Genomic DNA, 14,520 nt, shown 5'->3' on the forward strand with positions numbered 1-14,520 from the left:
ATGACTGTGAATACCTTTCTGTACATATTAACATTTCAGTGCTGAAAGGTATTCCAGATTGTAGTGATATGGATTTTTAATAAAAGATGATTTGAGGAGGAATTATATTATGCAAGTAGGATTAATTGGGTTAGGTAAAATGGGATTAAATTTAGGGAAAAATTTAATGGATCATAAACATGAAGTAGTAGCATTTGATTTAAATACGAGCGCAGTAGAAGAAATGAAAGAGTACGGGGCAACAGGTACATCTAGTTTAGGTGAACTTGTTCAGTCATTACAATCACCAAGAATTCTTTGGGTAATGGTACCACACGCTGTTGTTGATTCTGTTATTGATGAGGTTACACCACTTTTATCAAAAGGAGATATTTTAATTGAAGCTGGTAATTCACATTATAAAGAGTCTATCCGCCGATATGAGCAATTAAAGAAAGATGGCATTCACTTTATGGATGCAGGAACTTCTGGCGGAATGGAAGGCGCTCGTAATGGTGCTTGTTACATGATCGGAGGAGATCAAGAAGCTTGGGACATCGTTGAACCTATCTTCCGCGATACTGCTGTAGAAAATGGATTCTTATATGCTGGAAAAGCTGGTAGTGGTCACTTCTTAAAAATGGTTCATAACGGAATTGAATACGGTATGATGGCTGCTATTGGTGAAGGATTTGAGATTCTAGAGAAAAGTGAATTTGACTACGATTATGAAAAAGTATCAAGAGTATGGAACAACGGTTCAGTCATTCGTTCTTGGTTAATGGAATTAACAGAAAATGCATTTTCTAAAGATGCAAAACTGGATGAGATTAAGGGTGTTATGCATTCTTCTGGTGAAGGAAAATGGACAGTAGAAACAGCATTAGACCTTCAAACAGCAACTCCTGTTATCGCAATGTCTCTATTAATGCGCTACCGCTCATTAGACAATGATACATTTACAGGAAAAGTTGTAGCAGCTCTGCGCAATGAATTTGGCGGACATGCAGTAGAAAAGAAATAAAGTGAAACTTTAATAAGTAGGGGCTTTATTCCATACCAATCGGGCTTTTACGGGATAAGCATATTAAACATGTAACTCATCAACGTTTAAAAACTGGAGGGAATTGATCATGAAATTTTTTATTGATACTGCAAATCTTGAGGATATAAAAAAAGCATATAAACTTGGAGTTTTAGCTGGTGTTACAACGAATCCTTCTTTAGTAGCAAAAGAGGGCATTAAATTTGAAGACCGTATCGCAGAAATTTGTCAGGCAGTACCTAAAGTTGAGTCTGTTTCGGCAGAAGTAACGCCAGATGCTGTTACAGCTGAAGAAATGATTGCTCAAGCAGAAGAACTGATTAAAATTAACGGTGGCGATGAAAAAGTTACAATTAAACTTCCGATGACGTTAGCTGGATTAGAAGCTTGTCGCTACCTTACTGAAAAAGGTGTGAAAACGAATGTTACACTTATTTTCACGGTGAACCAAGCACTTTTAGCTGCTCGAGCAGGTGCAACGTACGTTTCTCCATTTTTAGGACGCTTAGATGATATTTCTGAAGATGGTGTACTATTAGTTGCTAAAATTGCTGAATTATTCGATGTTCATCAACTAGATACACAAATTATTGCGGCTTCTGTTAGACATCCAGATCATGTAACTCGTGTAGCGATGGCAGGTGCTCACATTGCAACAATCCCTTATAAAGTAATTGAACAACTTGCTATGCACCCATTAACAGACCAAGGTATTGAGAAATTTGCTGCTGATTGGGCGAAAGCGCCTAAATTATAATGTTATGAAAGTGAAGGTGCTTTCCGAAAATTGTTTTTCATGAGAAGACAAATCCTAAGTAACTTCATCGTTTAAAGTGGATACTGAGTTTGTAGTCTTACTACGTGAAAACAGCAAGAGAAGAAAGTGTCATTCACTTTTAAAAAAGGGAAAATTGATCGCGCGAAGCGTTTATCACAATAACATTATAATTATGGAAGAGAAATCCCCTTATCAGAGAGGTGAGTTAACATGTATCTCTGATAAGGGAGATTCTTTTTGTATAAATTATTATTTTGTGAAGATGATTTGTATATCGATATATAAATTCTTGCTCATGAAAGAACTATATAGGTTCTCTTAATTGTATAGCAATTTTGAAAGGGTTTACATAAAGGGGTGGAACTGCGTATGAATATGTACCTTTTAATGATTACATTATTATCAATCGTAATTGTTATTTTAGGGGTATCGTGGTGGAGATGGCATGCATTTATTAGTTTAACGATTGCAAGTTTGTTTTTAGCAATTATGTCTGGAATGCCAATGGATAAAATAGTGAGTGCTTATGAAACGGGAGTCGGCAGTGTTCTCGGGCATTTAGTAGGTATTTTAGTATTAGGTACAATTTTAGGGAAAATGATGGCAGAGTCAGGTGCTGGAATGCAGGTGGCAGAGTTCTTTATAAAATCCTTTGGGATAAAAAACTTACCATGGGCTATGTTAATTGCAGGTTTTATTATTGGAATCCCGGTGTTTTTTGAAGTAGGCATTTTAATATTACTGCCGTTAGTAATTTCAATTCATAAAACAACGAAACAAAATATTTTATTGATAGCATTACCAGCAATTGCTGGGCTATCTGTCGTACACGGCCTTGTTCCTCCGCATCCAGGGGCCATAGTTGCAATTGGTATTTATAAAGCGAATCTTGGGAAGGTACTAATGTATTCACTCATTATTACATTTTTTGCAGCGATTATTGCAGGTCCTATATTTGCGAAATGGATTCACAAACGTGTAATTCCTGAAAATGAGCCGGAATTGATTCGTGTAAATACAAAATCAACGAAATTACCAGGAATAGGAGTTTCATTTTTAGTTATATTGTTACCTGTTATGTTAATGGTTTTAGCTGCAGCAGCTCCTTATGTGCCTCTTTCTAATACTTTGATGAAGATTGTCACATTAATCGGTAGTCCTATAATTGCACTATTGATTGCATGTTTTGCGGCGTTCTATTTTCTTGGATTTCGTCAAGGTATCGATAAAAAAGCTATTAAGAAGATAACAGAAGATAGCTTATTACCAATCGGTTCAATTGTTGCGATTATTGGTGCCGGCGGGGGATTTAAGCAAATTCTCATCGATAGTGGGGTAGGGAATGCTATTGCTCAAATGTCTGAGCATTTAGCTCTATCTCCAATTGTATTAGCATTTATAGTAGCTGGGTTAATTCGAATTGCGACAGGGTCAGCGACAGTCGCTTTAACAACAGCAGCCGGTATCGTTTCGCCAATCGTTGAAAATACGACAGGTGTGAATTTAGAATTACTCGTCATTGCAACAGGTGCAGGAGCGTTAATGTTTTCTCACGTAAACGATGCTGGGTTCTGGATGGTAAAAGAATACCTAGGTTTAACAGTGAAAGAAACATTTAAAACATGGACAGTATTAGAAACATTACTTTCATTTATCGCTTTTGGAGGAGTTTTACTACTCGATATGTTTGTTTAAGATAAAGATGTTTGTTTAAGATAAAGATGTTTCTATTTAGATAATTATGGCTTACAACGTTTTCAATAGATAAAAGGAATGTATTTTTATGGTGGGATACTGTAGCAATTTTTTGTTAGGAGGAAGAGATGGTGAGCTCAAAATATATGATTGGTGTAGACATTGGGACAACTAGTACAAAATCAGTTCTATTTTCTACTGATGGATCTGTTATTGCTAGTCATGGAATTGAATATCCTTTATATTCTCCTACACCTGAAACAGCAGAACAAGACCCAGAAGAAATCTTTCATGCAGTAATAAATACGATTAAAGAAACTGTACGAATAAGTAGTGTACAGCCGAATGATATTCTTTGTGTCTCTTTTAGTTCGGCAATGCATAGTCTCATTGCTGTAGATGAAAAAGGAGAGCTATTAACGAGATGTATCACTTGGGCAGATAATAGAAGTGCAAGCTGGGCGGAGAAAATAAAGAATGATATGAATGGTCATGAAATTTACCTTCGTACTGGGACACCAATTCATCCGATGTCACCACTTTCGAAATTAGTTTGGCTACAGAATGAGCAGGCAGAGTTATTCGCAAAAAGTTATAAATTCATTTCTATTAAAGAATATGTTTTTTACAAGTTATATAAAGAATATGTAATTGATTATTCTATAGCATCAGCGACAGGAATGTTCAATTTAAAATCTTTAAAATGGGATGAAGAGGCTTTACATGTAGCGGGAATTACAGATAAAAAGCTTTCAAAGCTTGTTCCAACAACGCACAGTTTAACAGGATTAGATGAAGAGCTTGCCAAAGAGATGAATGTACTTGTTTCTACGCCTTTTGTAGTAGGAGCGAGTGATGGAGTACTATCTAATTTAGGTGTAAATGCAATAGATCCTGGCGTTGTGGCTGTTACAATTGGTACAAGCGGTGCGATACGTGCTGTAACAAATCGTCCTGTAACAGATCCAAAAGGTAGAATTTTTTGTTATGCGTTAACTGAAGACCATTGGGTAATCGGTGGTCCAGTTAATAACGGTGGTATGATTTTCAGATGGGCTCGTGACCAATTGGGCACTTCAGAGATTGAACTTGCAAAGCGCTTAGGAAAAGATCCATATGAGGTGCTTACTGAAATAGCAGCAAAAGTGAATCCTGGATCTGATGGTTTATTATTTCACCCGTATTTAGCAGGGGAAAGAGCTCCTTTATGGAATGCAAATGCACGAGGATCTTTCTTTGGACTCGGATTGCATCATAAGAAAGAACATCTGATCCGTGCTGTTTTAGAGGGGGTAATTTATAATTTATATACAGTTCTTCTCGCTTTAAAAGAACTAATTGGCGAACCGAAAAAAATTCAAGCGACAGGCGGTTTTGCAAGGTCGGAACTTTGGAGACAGATGATGGCGGATATTTTCCATCAAGACGTATATGTTCCTGAAAGTTTCGAAAGCTCTTGCTTAGGAGCTGCAATCCTCGGTTTATATAGTTTAGGTGAAATAGATACATTATGCGTAGTTTCTGAAATGGTAGGTGCAGATTTTCATCATGAGCCAAACATGGAAAGTGTGGAAAAATATAAAGGTTTAACGCCAATCTATATTCGTCTGTCTCGTCAATTGGAAGAAGAATATGAAAGTATAGCAGCGTATCAAAAAAAGTGGGTTTAAAAGCTATTTACCAAGAAAATATGGTAACGTATAAAGAGGTACTCCGATTTTTTAGGATACTCTTTCAACATAAAATATTTTAAGAAGTATGATGAATGAAAAATATAGGGAGAGAGGGTTATGAAAATGAAGGATAACAAAGAGTTTATCGGATATGTTGGAACATACACGAAAGAAAATAGTGAAGGAATATATAAGTTTATTTTAGACACGGAAGCAAAAAAAATTGGTAATGTAACACTTGCCGCTAAGTTGGATAACCCTACATATGTAACGATTAACCGAAATAATGAATATCTCTATTCCGTTGTTAAGGAAGGCGAATCTGGCGGTGTAGCTGCTTATTCCATTGACAGTCATACTGGAGAACTAAAAGCGAAAAATAGACAAGTAGTAGAAGGGGCTTCTCCTTGTCATATTAGTGTTGATAGTGGAAATCATACAGTAGTTACAGCAAATTACCATAAAGGAACGATTGAGTCTTTTGAAGTAAATGAAGAAGATGGAACTGTAAATCCTGCTTCATCTATTATGGCGCATGAAGGTTCAGGTCCGAATAAAGAAAGACAAGAAAAACCACACGCACATTACGCGGGGTACACTCCTGATGAAAAATATGTGATAGGTGTTGATTTAGGGATAGATAAAATAATTACGTATGAAATAAAAGATAGTACATTAATAGAAGTGAATAGCCTGTCTGTGAATCCGGGAAGTGGACCAAGACACATTGCTTTTCATCCAAATGGAAAATACGCTTATGTAATGACGGAGCTTAGTTCAGAGGTTATTGCGCTAACATATAACTCGGAAGAAGGATCCTTTACAGAATTACAGTATATTTCTACTCTTCCAGAACAATTTGATGAAAATAGTCAAGGCAGTGCTATCCATATTTCTTCTGACGGCCGCTTTGTATATGCAGGTAATCGTGGTCATAATAGTATTGCTGTTTTCAGTGTGGATCAAAACTCAGGTGAGCTTGCATTTGTGGAACATACATCTACAGAAGGAAATTGGCCGAGGGACTTTGTATTAGATCCTACTGAAAAGTTTCTTGTTGCTACAAATGAAAAGTCACATAATCTTGTGCTATTTTCAAGAGATGAATCTACAGGAAAGTTAACACTTTTACAATCTGATGTTGTTGTGCCAGAGCCTGTTTGTGTGAAGTTTTTAAATATATAATTTCAGATGCCTAAACAAAAGCAAAGCGATATCGCTTTGCTTTTTATTATTTCTTTTTCGGTCTACGTACTAATTCGCCGCCGCAGTTTGGGCAAACGTTTTCTCTTTCTTCTGTACATGGTGCGCAAAATGTACATTCATATACACAAATGTATGCTTCAGAATCTTGTTCGAGCGATTGATCGCAAATTTGACAGTTTGTTTTCATTTCTAGTGCCATAATAAGTCTCCTTTTTAGTTAGAAAATTTATAATTTAATTATAATTCATTAAATAGAAATAGTCCTTTTCAATTGAAAGGAAATCGAATGATAAAGTTATGAATTGAAACGAAAGATGCTGGTTTATTTTAAAATTGATTATTTATTACAGTTGGAATATTATGAAATAGTCAAAAGACAACAGGGGGTATAGATTTTGACTAATCATAACGATCATTTAAAAGCAAACTGCGAAAAATGCTTCGGTCTATGTTGCGTTGCATTACCGTTCGCAGCATCGGTAGATTTTGCAGTGAATAAAGATGGTGGTAAACCATGTTCTAACTTACAATCAGATTTTAAATGTAGTATACATAAAAATCTTAGAGGAAAAGGTTATAAAGGTTGTACAGTATTTGAGTGTTTCGGTGCTGGGCAGAAGATTTCTCAGGGTACGTTTAAAGGGATTGATTGGCGGAAAGATGCAAAGCATGCAAGAAAAATGTACGATGCTTTTCCGGTTATGCATCAACTTCATGAAATGCTTTGTTATTTGAATGAAGCGATTCTTTTAAAGGCAACACAGCCAATTCATAAAGAGCTGGAGACCGCAATTGAGGAGACAGAGCGACTTTCGAATTTAAATCCAGATGAGTTAATGAAAATAAATGTTCCAATGCATAGGGCAGAGGTGAACATTCTTCTTTTAGAAACGAGCGAATTAGTATGGAAGGAAATGAATACTGCACGTAAGAAACGAATCATTCACCGCGGAGCAGATCTTATGGGAGCAAATTTGAAAAAGAAAAATTTACAAGGTGCAAATTTAAGGGGTGCTTACTTAATTGCGGCTAACTTAAATGGAGCAAATTTAAGAGGAGCAGATCTTATCGGAGCAGATTTAAGAGATGCAGATATTCGCGGGGCTGATTTTACAAATAGTATTTTTCTGACGCAAGTTCAAATTAACGCAGCGAAAGGGGATAAGCATACGAAATTACCGAAAATGTTATCCCGTCCATCGCATTGGAGTGCGTAAAGAGTGAGGAGTGTTTAGTGTGGATATATTTCAGTATTTAGAAGAGATGCAAGAGGATGTCTTTTCGTTAGCAGTAGAGCAAATAGAAGCGAAGTATTTTGAAATTTGTAGCATGTTAGCGTCTGCAGAATATGCAGAACGAATTAAAGCAATTGATTTAGAGTCATATAAGGAAAGTATTCGAGTAGGTTTGGATGCAGCTGTAGAAATGGCTACTAATGAAGAATCAAAAGCGATTTATTTTGAGTATGACCTTGATAACGAATGGGATAGTCAGTTTTATATTTGTGAGGAATATATTCCACTTGAAGAAGAGGACGATGATTGGGCATCTGAATGGACATATAATATTGAGGGGCCGGGGTCTGTAGAATTAGCAGATATGTATAATGGAAATGGCTTTGACACAAGTGAAAAAGCAGTCGGTGTAACTTTATATTTAATTGCTAAAACGCTGTGTAGTTTTATAAGTGTACGTAGTGAAGTGCAAAGTAATATACCGATTTGTATTGGTTTTCACGACCAAGATCCAATAATACGAACAGGCAGAGACTAAAAATCTCTGCCTGCTTTTTATTTCTTTTCAAAAGTAGTAATTAAAACGCTACATATAATAAGAATACCGCCAATAAAAAAGTTACTATTTAATGTCTCATTTAATAAGAGCCAGCCAAGTAATGATCCAACAATAGGTTGTAAGAAGAAAAATAAGGAACCGATGCTTGCATCTATTAATTCTAATCCTTTATTCCAAAGGAAAAAGGCACCTGCTGTTGAGACAATACCTAAGTATAATACGCCAAATATTACGTACGTATTTACTGTTCCGATAGAGGATGTTTGTAGTTCCCATATCATAAAAGGTGTAATAAAAAAGAGTGAAAAGAATATGGCATACGTTGTAATAACTAAGGATGAGAATTGGATTGAAGCGATCTTTACATAAATAGATAGTAAAGCCCACGTAATAGCGGCTCCAACTAAAATGATTGTTCCGATAAAATAGGAGCCAATTTCAATATCCCACCCGATTACGATAATAACGCCGATTGTCGCTAGTATAGTAGATAAAAGTCTACGGGCGCTTAGTTTTTCTTTCAAAATGAGCGCTGCAAATATAACCATAAATGCAGGTGTAGCTGATGTAACTAACGAGCCTGTATGAGCGTCGGATAATTTTGTTCCGATAAATTGGCATGTGATCGAAATGAAATAGCCGATAAATCCAATCCAAGCGAATAGGAGCCAATCTTTTTTGCGAATGGTTACTTTTTTCTTTTGCTTTTTCTCAGCTAGTTTCAAAATGCCATACAAAACAACAAAAGCAATGATAAAGCGTAGCCAAACGAGTGTTAGTGGTGGGATAAAATCGAGTACGTATTTGCTAACAACATACATACCACCCCATATACTTGCTGCTAGTGATAAACATATAGCTCCTAAAATTGTGTGTTTCATGTAAAGTACCTCCGTCTATTTTTAGGGTATTATGAGTTCCCTAAGACGAGGCGTAGTGTATGTGTTATATGATTGCCCGTCTTAGTTTATAGACGGCCTACAGGTTGATCGTTTTCGAATGAAGTGTTGTAGTACATGCGTGCATTCCTCCTCTTTAAGTTATAATGATATTATAACTTAATTTTCTGATTATTGGAGGGTGTTATGAAATATATCGTTATAAAATCACATGTTAGCAATTATCCTAATCCAATTCGCTTAGAAGAGGGGAATGTAGTGAAAATGATAGAGAGTTACGCTGATCCGGAAAACTGGATGTTTTGTCAGGAAGAGAAATATGACCGGAAAGGATGGGTTCCGGAGCAAATTATAAGAAAAGATATGAATGGAACAGGAATTATTATAAAACAATATACTGCGAAAGAATTAAATGTGAGTATTGGAAAAAGATTGATCGGATTAGAAGAATTGAATGGATGGGTTTGGTGCGAAGGAAGAGATGGTGAGGAGGGCTGGGTACCAAAGGAAAACTTACAAAAATATTAATAATAATATTTGATCAATAATTAGGAAACATATTTTTGCTTATGAGTATATTGGTTGTAGGATAAAAAGTAGATTAATAGAGAAAGAGGAGGAGATTATTATAACTACAACCGTTATTTCGCATTTTTACAATGAAGAGTATTTATTGCCATGGTGGCTTATGCATCATACGAAACTTTTTGATCATGGTATTTTAATTAATAAAGGTTCAACAGATCGTTCGGTTGAGATTTGTAAAAAATTCGCACCGCATTGGGAAGTGCGAGATTCTGTAAATCCAGAGTTTGATGCATATACGACAGATCATGAAGTGATGAGGATAGAACAAGAAGTACAAGGATGGAAAATGGTTTTAAATACGACTGAGTTTCTTTGCATGCAAGATAAAAATCAGTTTTGGAAATCACTAGATGAATTGGGAGGGAGGATGTATTGGCTGGACGGGCTTATTATGGTTGATGATCCTAACTACAACTATCCGGACCTTAACTTTGGAATACCTTTAATGAAACAGCGGTTTCATGGTTATTTACCAGAGGAGTGGAGACTATGGAGAAGAGGTAGATTTATTCATAATCATGAGCATGGAAGTTATACGGTTGGAAGACATTTATCTGCGCATGAATCGATGATTTATCCACCTCTTGCCTGTATATTATGGTTTGGGTTTAGTCCGTGGAACGATGCGATGAGAAAGAGAAAATTACAAATTGGTCCGACTCTTTCTGAAGCTAGTAAGCATGGGGGAATGGGTACGCATCATATTGTTACGCCGGAAAGATTAGAAGAATGGTATAAGGAATTAGCGAGAGGAACGAAGGATTTACGTTTTAATGATGCATATCGTTATGTTTTTGTATAAATGATTTCCACCATAAAATTGTTTCTTCAATTCCTGTATTTAGATCGTATGTTGGTTTCCAGTTTACTTCAGTTTTTAAACGTTCTACATTAACCCCGACAAATAAAGGTTCATCTTTAGAGAAAGGGATTGCACCTAGTTTAATTAAATGTTCTTTTCTTATCTTTTTAGCAATGATAGAAGCTAACTCTTTAATTTGTACAGATTGACCAGAAGCGATATTGATGGTGCCTGTAACGCCGTGTTCTAATATTGTTACGAGAGCGTCAGCGACGTCACTCACATGGAGGAAATCTCTCGATTGTTTTCCATGTGTACATAGTGCTTCCTCGTTTTTTAATAAGGAAGTGATAATGTTAGAAACGAGCCGATTACCTTGTTCGTGAGGGCCATACATATGAAAAATGCGGCCCCAACACATGCTGAGGCCTGTTTGTTGTGCATACGTTTCTAGCCAGGAGTGCAGTGCATTTTTACATAAAGAATATGGGGTTTTATAGGAAAGGAGCGGTGAATCTTCAAATAATACGCCGTTAAACCATTCGTATTCTGCGCCAGTACCTGCAACGACAACACGCTTTCCGCCGCATGTTGTGAAGTGTTGAATCAATGAAATACTAGACTTTAGCCAATAGTAATTATTAATAGATACATAGCATGCTGGTGGCACCGCTTCCCAAGCAAGGTGAATGAGATGGCTAGGCTGAACGTCGTAAATGAATTGTTTTACTTCGTCATCGCGAAGCAAGTTTACTTTATGCCAATGGCAAGGGAGGTGAGAGGGTTTATTTTTATTATACGTGGCGTGCACTTCATATCCCTTTTGTATAAGTGAATGTACAACATATTTACCTATCCAGCCACTACCACCTGTTACAACAACTTTCTTCATGGCTCGATCACCTCAACTTCTGGAACCGTCACTAAAAATTTACCGCCCCATTCACGAATGAAAGAGCATTCTTTCATAATTTCGTCTTTCAAATTCCAAGGAAGTATGAAAATGTAATCCGGTTTTGTACGTTTAATTTCTGCTGGAGATTTTATTGGAATACGAGTTCCTGGTAAAAGGAGATTTTGTTTGTGAGGATTTTTATCTACTGTATAAGCTAGAAATTCTTTACCTATCCCGCAATAATTCAAAAGGGTGTTTCCCTTAGCTGGAGCACCGTAACCGATAATTTGTTTGTTTAAAGCTTTTGCTTCAATAAAAAACTTTAAAATATTTATTTTCAATTGTTCGATGCGTTTAGAAAAAAGGAGATAGCAATCTAAAGTATCTAACCCGTGGTCGACTTCTTTTTGAATTAATTTTGTAACATTGGAATGGATAGTTGATTGGGCACTTAGATGGTTTACAAAAATCCGTAAGGAACCACCATGCGTTGATAGTTCTTCTACATCAACAATTTGTAAATGATGATAACTTAAAACTTTTTGAAGGCTTATAAGTGAGAAGTAGGAAAAGTGCTCATGGTAGATAGTATCGAACTGTTTAAAGGATATGAGGTTTAATAAGTGTGGGAATTCAATTGTTATCGTGCCATCTTGTTTTAATAACGTTTTTAAACCGGCAACAAAATCATGCAAGTTTGGAACGTGTGCTAATACGTTATTTGCGACGATTAAATCAGCTTGTGGCAATTTTTTTGCTAAGTCATTACTGAAAAAATTCACATGAGTAGGAATTCCTTTTTTGATAGCAATTTCTGCTACGTTTTTCGCGGGTTCAATTCCCAATGTCTCGATATTTTCTTTTTTAAAGTATTGTAATAAGTACCCATCGTTACTTGCGATTTCAATCACTTTTGAACGTTTCGTTAAGTTGAAACGCTTAATCGCCATTTCTACATATTGTTTAGCGTGTAGTAGCCAACTTGAGGAGTAAGAGCTGAAGTATAAATAGTTATGAAAAATATTTTGTGGAGATTCAAATTCATCTAGCTGTACGAGTAAACAAGAGTTACAAACAAATGTGTGCAGCGGATAAAAAGGTTCCATTTTATATGAGCTTTCAGGAGCTACAAATGAATTAGCAAGAGGGGAAACGCCCAAATCTAAAAAAGTGTTGGTTAGTAATGAGTGGCAAAAACGGCATTTTTTCTGTTCCATTTTATAGCCCCCTTATAAATTTTTGAATGCATCGATTTGTTGTCGTGTGAAAGATTCTATCTTTTCACCAGATGCATATTTTTTGTACCAATCAACAGTCCAAGCGATAGCATCATCTGTTGATAACTTAGGAGTCCAGCCGAGTTTGTTTACTGCTTTTGTACTATCGAGTGTTAAAACAGGTGATTCATAAGGAGTATTTGTAGAGGAGGAAATGATTGTTAGTGGGTTATTCCATAATTTTATTACAGATTCAATGACATCATGAACGGTTCTGTTAGGTTCATTCATTGGGCCGAAATTCCACGCTTCTGCATATTTAGCATCATTCCAAAGTTTCTCAGCTAAAAGGATATAGCCATGTAGAGGATCTAAAACATGTTGCCACGGACGGACGGCATATTTGTTTCGAATACACAAAGTATGATTGTGCAAATATGCCCGAATGATATCAGGGAATAATCGATCTTCTGCCCAATCACCACCGCCGATGACGTTACCAGCTCTGACTGAGGCGAGTTTCTGGGTATTAGTACGGAAGAATGATTTTTGATAGGATGTTGCCACTATTTCAGCGCAAGCTTTACTAGCGCTATAAGGGTCGAAACCTCCTAGTCGGTCATTTTCCACGAACGCTCGGTCGCCACTACCGTCATTCTCATAACATTTATCGCTTGTCACATTAATAATGGCACGTACGCTTTCGACGGACTTTGCTGCTTCTAGCACGTGGACAGTACCTAAAACATTCGTTTTGAATGTATCGATAGGATTTTTGTATGAAGCGGTTACGATTGGCTGAGCTGCTAAATGAAATATTATGTCAGGTTTATGCTGCTTCATGGCATGAAATAAAGAATGGTAATCTGTAATATCGCCTTTCATTGTCGTGCACTCTTTTGCTACGTTACCTTGTTCAAAAATGTTAGGAATGGATGGGGGATGAGAAGAAAAGCCTACTACTTCTGCACCTAAAGAACTTAAGAAAAGGGTGAGCCAGGAGCCTTTAAATCCAGTGTGTCCCGTAATAAATACTTTTTTCTTATTCCAAAAAGATGATGAAGCCATATTACCAAACCTTCCACGGAACGTTATTACTTTCCCATAGCTCGACTAATTTATTTTTATCGCGCAATGTATCCATCGGATGCCAAAAACCAGAATGTTGATATGCGGCCAATTCATTTTTGTTTACTAACTGAACTAAAGTGTCTGTTTCAAAAACAGACTTATCCCCACTAATGTAATTGAAAACTTCAGGATTTAAAACGAAAAATCCACCGTTAACCCATCCGCCATCACCTAATGGTTTTTCTTGAAAAGATGTTACAGACTGTTTATCTAATATGAGAGAACCAAATCTACCAGGAGGTTGTACGGCAGTAACAGTAGCCATTTTTCCATGTTTTTTATGGAATGTAATAAGTTCTTTTATATTTACATTACTTAATCCATCACCATAAGTGAGGCAGAAAGGTTCGTCTCCGACATAATTTTGAATCTTTTTCACTCGGCCACCCGTTTCGGTATTTACACCAGTATCGATTAGTGTAACTTTCCATGGTTCTACACGATGAGAATGGCTAGTAATTGTATTATCGTTTAACTGTATTGTGAAATCAGACATGTGTAAGTTGTAATTTAGAAAGAACTCTTTAATTGCATATCCTTTATAGCCTAAGCAAATAATAAACTCAGTAATCCCGTAATGACTATACAAACTCATAATGTGCCATAGAATAGGTTTTGTTCCAATTTCAATCATAGGTTTCGGTTTTAAATGTGTTTCTTCCCCAATTCTTGTACCGTACCCACCAGCAAGAATAACAGCTTTCATTTTTTCCTCCTAAAATAAAAATTTATTATTTATATAGTATTCATGTTTTATGCAAATGAAATTGTTTTTGATTAAGTGAATGAAAATGTTTGAGGTGATGACGATGCAGAAA

General features: G+C 36.3%; 15 protein-coding genes. 9 read left to right on the forward strand and 6 right to left on the reverse strand.

Features of this window, described 5'->3' with window-relative positions; genetic code table 11:
• Window positions 1-109 precede the first annotated feature (109 nt).
• The 5 genes from gnd (at window position 110) to ACTFRY_RS07640 (ending at window position 6,355) form a co-directional block, all read left to right on the forward strand.
• Window positions 110-1,003, forward strand: coding sequence for a phosphogluconate dehydrogenase (NAD(+)-dependent, decarboxylating) (gene gnd, locus ACTFRY_RS07620; protein ID WP_001195922.1), 894 nt, complete (start codon window positions 110-112; stop codon window positions 1,001-1,003).
• A gap of 109 nt (window positions 1,004-1,112) precedes the next feature.
• Window positions 1,113-1,781, forward strand: coding sequence for a fructose-6-phosphate aldolase (gene fsa, locus ACTFRY_RS07625; RefSeq protein WP_000667676.1), 669 nt, complete (start codon window positions 1,113-1,115; stop codon window positions 1,779-1,781).
• A gap of 390 nt (window positions 1,782-2,171) precedes the next feature.
• The gene (gene gntP / locus ACTFRY_RS07630) at window positions 2,172-3,497 is read left to right on the forward strand and encodes a gluconate permease GntP (RefSeq protein WP_001057623.1); all 1,326 of its coding nucleotides are present in this window, start codon (window positions 2,172-2,174) and stop codon (window positions 3,495-3,497) included.
• 128 nt (window positions 3,498-3,625) lie between these two features.
• Window positions 3,626-5,167, forward strand: a complete 1,542-nt coding sequence (gntK, locus tag ACTFRY_RS07635) for a gluconokinase (protein ID WP_098617217.1) — start codon at window positions 3,626-3,628, stop codon at window positions 5,165-5,167.
• A 120-nt stretch (window positions 5,168-5,287) separates the two neighbouring features.
• Window positions 5,288-6,355 carry a lactonase family protein gene (locus ACTFRY_RS07640; protein WP_098617218.1) on the forward strand — a complete coding sequence of 356 codons (1,068 nt, stop codon included), beginning with the start codon at window positions 5,288-5,290 and terminating at the stop codon, window positions 6,353-6,355.
• A 46-nt stretch (window positions 6,356-6,401) separates the two neighbouring features.
• Here ACTFRY_RS07640 and ACTFRY_RS07645 read toward each other — a convergent pair whose 3' ends face one another.
• Complete coding sequence (locus ACTFRY_RS07645) at window positions 6,402-6,575, reverse strand: DUF1272 domain-containing protein (protein ID WP_098617219.1); 174 nt, start codon at window positions 6,573-6,575, stop codon at window positions 6,402-6,404.
• Between the two features lie 196 nt (window positions 6,576-6,771).
• Here ACTFRY_RS07645 and ACTFRY_RS07650 point away from each other — a divergent pair, with 196 nt between their 5' ends.
• Both ACTFRY_RS07650 and ACTFRY_RS07655 read left to right on the forward strand, forming a co-directional pair.
• Window positions 6,772-7,593, forward strand: a complete 822-nt coding sequence (locus ACTFRY_RS07650) for a pentapeptide repeat-containing protein (protein WP_098617220.1) — start codon at window positions 6,772-6,774, stop codon at window positions 7,591-7,593.
• Between the two features lie 19 nt (window positions 7,594-7,612).
• Entirely contained in the window at window positions 7,613-8,149 is a 537-nt protein-coding gene (locus tag ACTFRY_RS07655; protein WP_061663329.1) for a hypothetical protein, read from the forward strand.
• Between the two features lie 17 nt (window positions 8,150-8,166).
• On the opposite strand, the gene ACTFRY_RS07660 is transcribed toward ACTFRY_RS07655, so the two are convergent.
• Window positions 8,167-9,051: a DMT family transporter gene (locus ACTFRY_RS07660; protein WP_000683261.1), complete on the reverse strand. Its 885-nt coding sequence runs from the start codon at window positions 9,049-9,051 to the stop codon at window positions 8,167-8,169.
• A gap of 204 nt (window positions 9,052-9,255) precedes the next feature.
• Between ACTFRY_RS07660 and ACTFRY_RS07665 the strand changes: the two genes are divergently transcribed.
• Together ACTFRY_RS07665 and ACTFRY_RS07670 are read left to right on the forward strand one after the other, a co-directional pair.
• Complete coding sequence (locus ACTFRY_RS07665; RefSeq protein ID WP_044795197.1) at window positions 9,256-9,597, forward strand: SH3 domain-containing protein; 342 nt, start codon at window positions 9,256-9,258, stop codon at window positions 9,595-9,597.
• A 61-nt stretch (window positions 9,598-9,658) separates the two neighbouring features.
• On the forward strand, window positions 9,659-10,459 hold the full coding sequence (locus ACTFRY_RS07670) for a glycosyltransferase family 2 protein (protein WP_098617221.1): 801 nt from the start codon (window positions 9,659-9,661) through the stop codon (window positions 10,457-10,459).
• On the opposite strand, the gene ACTFRY_RS07675 is transcribed toward ACTFRY_RS07670, so the two are convergent.
• Genes ACTFRY_RS07675 through rfbF form a run of 4 tightly spaced genes read right to left on the reverse strand, consistent with a single transcriptional unit; the run spans window position 10,428 to window position 14,408 of the window.
• The gene (locus ACTFRY_RS07675) at window positions 10,428-11,351 is read right to left on the reverse strand and encodes an NAD-dependent epimerase/dehydratase family protein (RefSeq protein WP_141541520.1); all 924 of its coding nucleotides are present in this window, start codon (window positions 11,349-11,351) and stop codon (window positions 10,428-10,430) included. The genes ACTFRY_RS07670 and ACTFRY_RS07675 overlap by 32 nt on opposite strands.
• Window positions 11,348-12,571, reverse strand: coding sequence for a class I SAM-dependent methyltransferase (locus ACTFRY_RS07680; protein WP_098617222.1), 1,224 nt, complete (start codon window positions 12,569-12,571; stop codon window positions 11,348-11,350). The genes ACTFRY_RS07675 and ACTFRY_RS07680 overlap by 4 nt, the downstream gene beginning before the upstream one ends.
• A gap of 12 nt (window positions 12,572-12,583) precedes the next feature.
• Window positions 12,584-13,639, reverse strand: coding sequence for a CDP-glucose 4,6-dehydratase (gene rfbG / locus ACTFRY_RS07685; protein WP_000168657.1), 1,056 nt, complete (start codon window positions 13,637-13,639; stop codon window positions 12,584-12,586).
• Between the two features lies 1 nt (window position 13,640).
• A complete protein-coding gene (gene rfbF / locus ACTFRY_RS07690) occupies window positions 13,641-14,408 on the reverse strand; it encodes a glucose-1-phosphate cytidylyltransferase (protein ID WP_440032267.1) in 768 nt (255 codons plus the stop codon).
• Window positions 14,409-14,520: the final 112 nt, after the last annotated feature.

It is taken from the genome of Bacillus cereus group sp. MYBK195-1 (assembly GCF_051916605.1).
GTDB lineage: Bacteria > Bacillota > Bacilli > Bacillales > Bacillaceae_G > Bacillus_A > Bacillus_A cereus.

Coding starts and splice junctions, on each gene's coding strand:
- gnd (WP_001195922.1), top strand. CDS start 110: ATGCAAGTAGGATTAATTGGGTTAGGTAAAATGGGATTAAATTTAGGG.
- fsa (WP_000667676.1), top strand. CDS start 1,113: ATGAAATTTTTTATTGATACTGCAAATCTTGAGGATATAAAAAAAGCA.
- gntP (WP_001057623.1), top strand. CDS start 2,172: ATGAATATGTACCTTTTAATGATTACATTATTATCAATCGTAATTGTT.
- gntK (WP_098617217.1), top strand. CDS start 3,626: ATGGTGAGCTCAAAATATATGATTGGTGTAGACATTGGGACAACTAGT.
- ACTFRY_RS07640 (WP_098617218.1), top strand. CDS start 5,288: ATGAAAATGAAGGATAACAAAGAGTTTATCGGATATGTTGGAACATAC.
- ACTFRY_RS07645 (WP_098617219.1), bottom strand. CDS start 6,575: ATGGCACTAGAAATGAAAACAAACTGTCAAATTTGCGATCAATCGCTC.
- ACTFRY_RS07660 (WP_000683261.1), bottom strand. CDS start 9,051: ATGAAACACACAATTTTAGGAGCTATATGTTTATCACTAGCAGCAAGT.
- ACTFRY_RS07665 (WP_044795197.1), top strand. CDS start 9,256: ATGAAATATATCGTTATAAAATCACATGTTAGCAATTATCCTAATCCA.
- ACTFRY_RS07675 (WP_141541520.1), bottom strand. CDS start 11,351: ATGAAGAAAGTTGTTGTAACAGGTGGTAGTGGCTGGATAGGTAAATAT.
- ACTFRY_RS07680 (WP_098617222.1), bottom strand. CDS start 12,571: ATGGAACAGAAAAAATGCCGTTTTTGCCACTCATTACTAACCAACACT.
- rfbG (WP_000168657.1), bottom strand. CDS start 13,639: ATGGCTTCATCATCTTTTTGGAATAAGAAAAAAGTATTTATTACGGGA.
- rfbF (WP_440032267.1), bottom strand. CDS start 14,408: ATGAAAGCTGTTATTCTTGCTGGTGGGTACGGTACAAGAATTGGGGAA.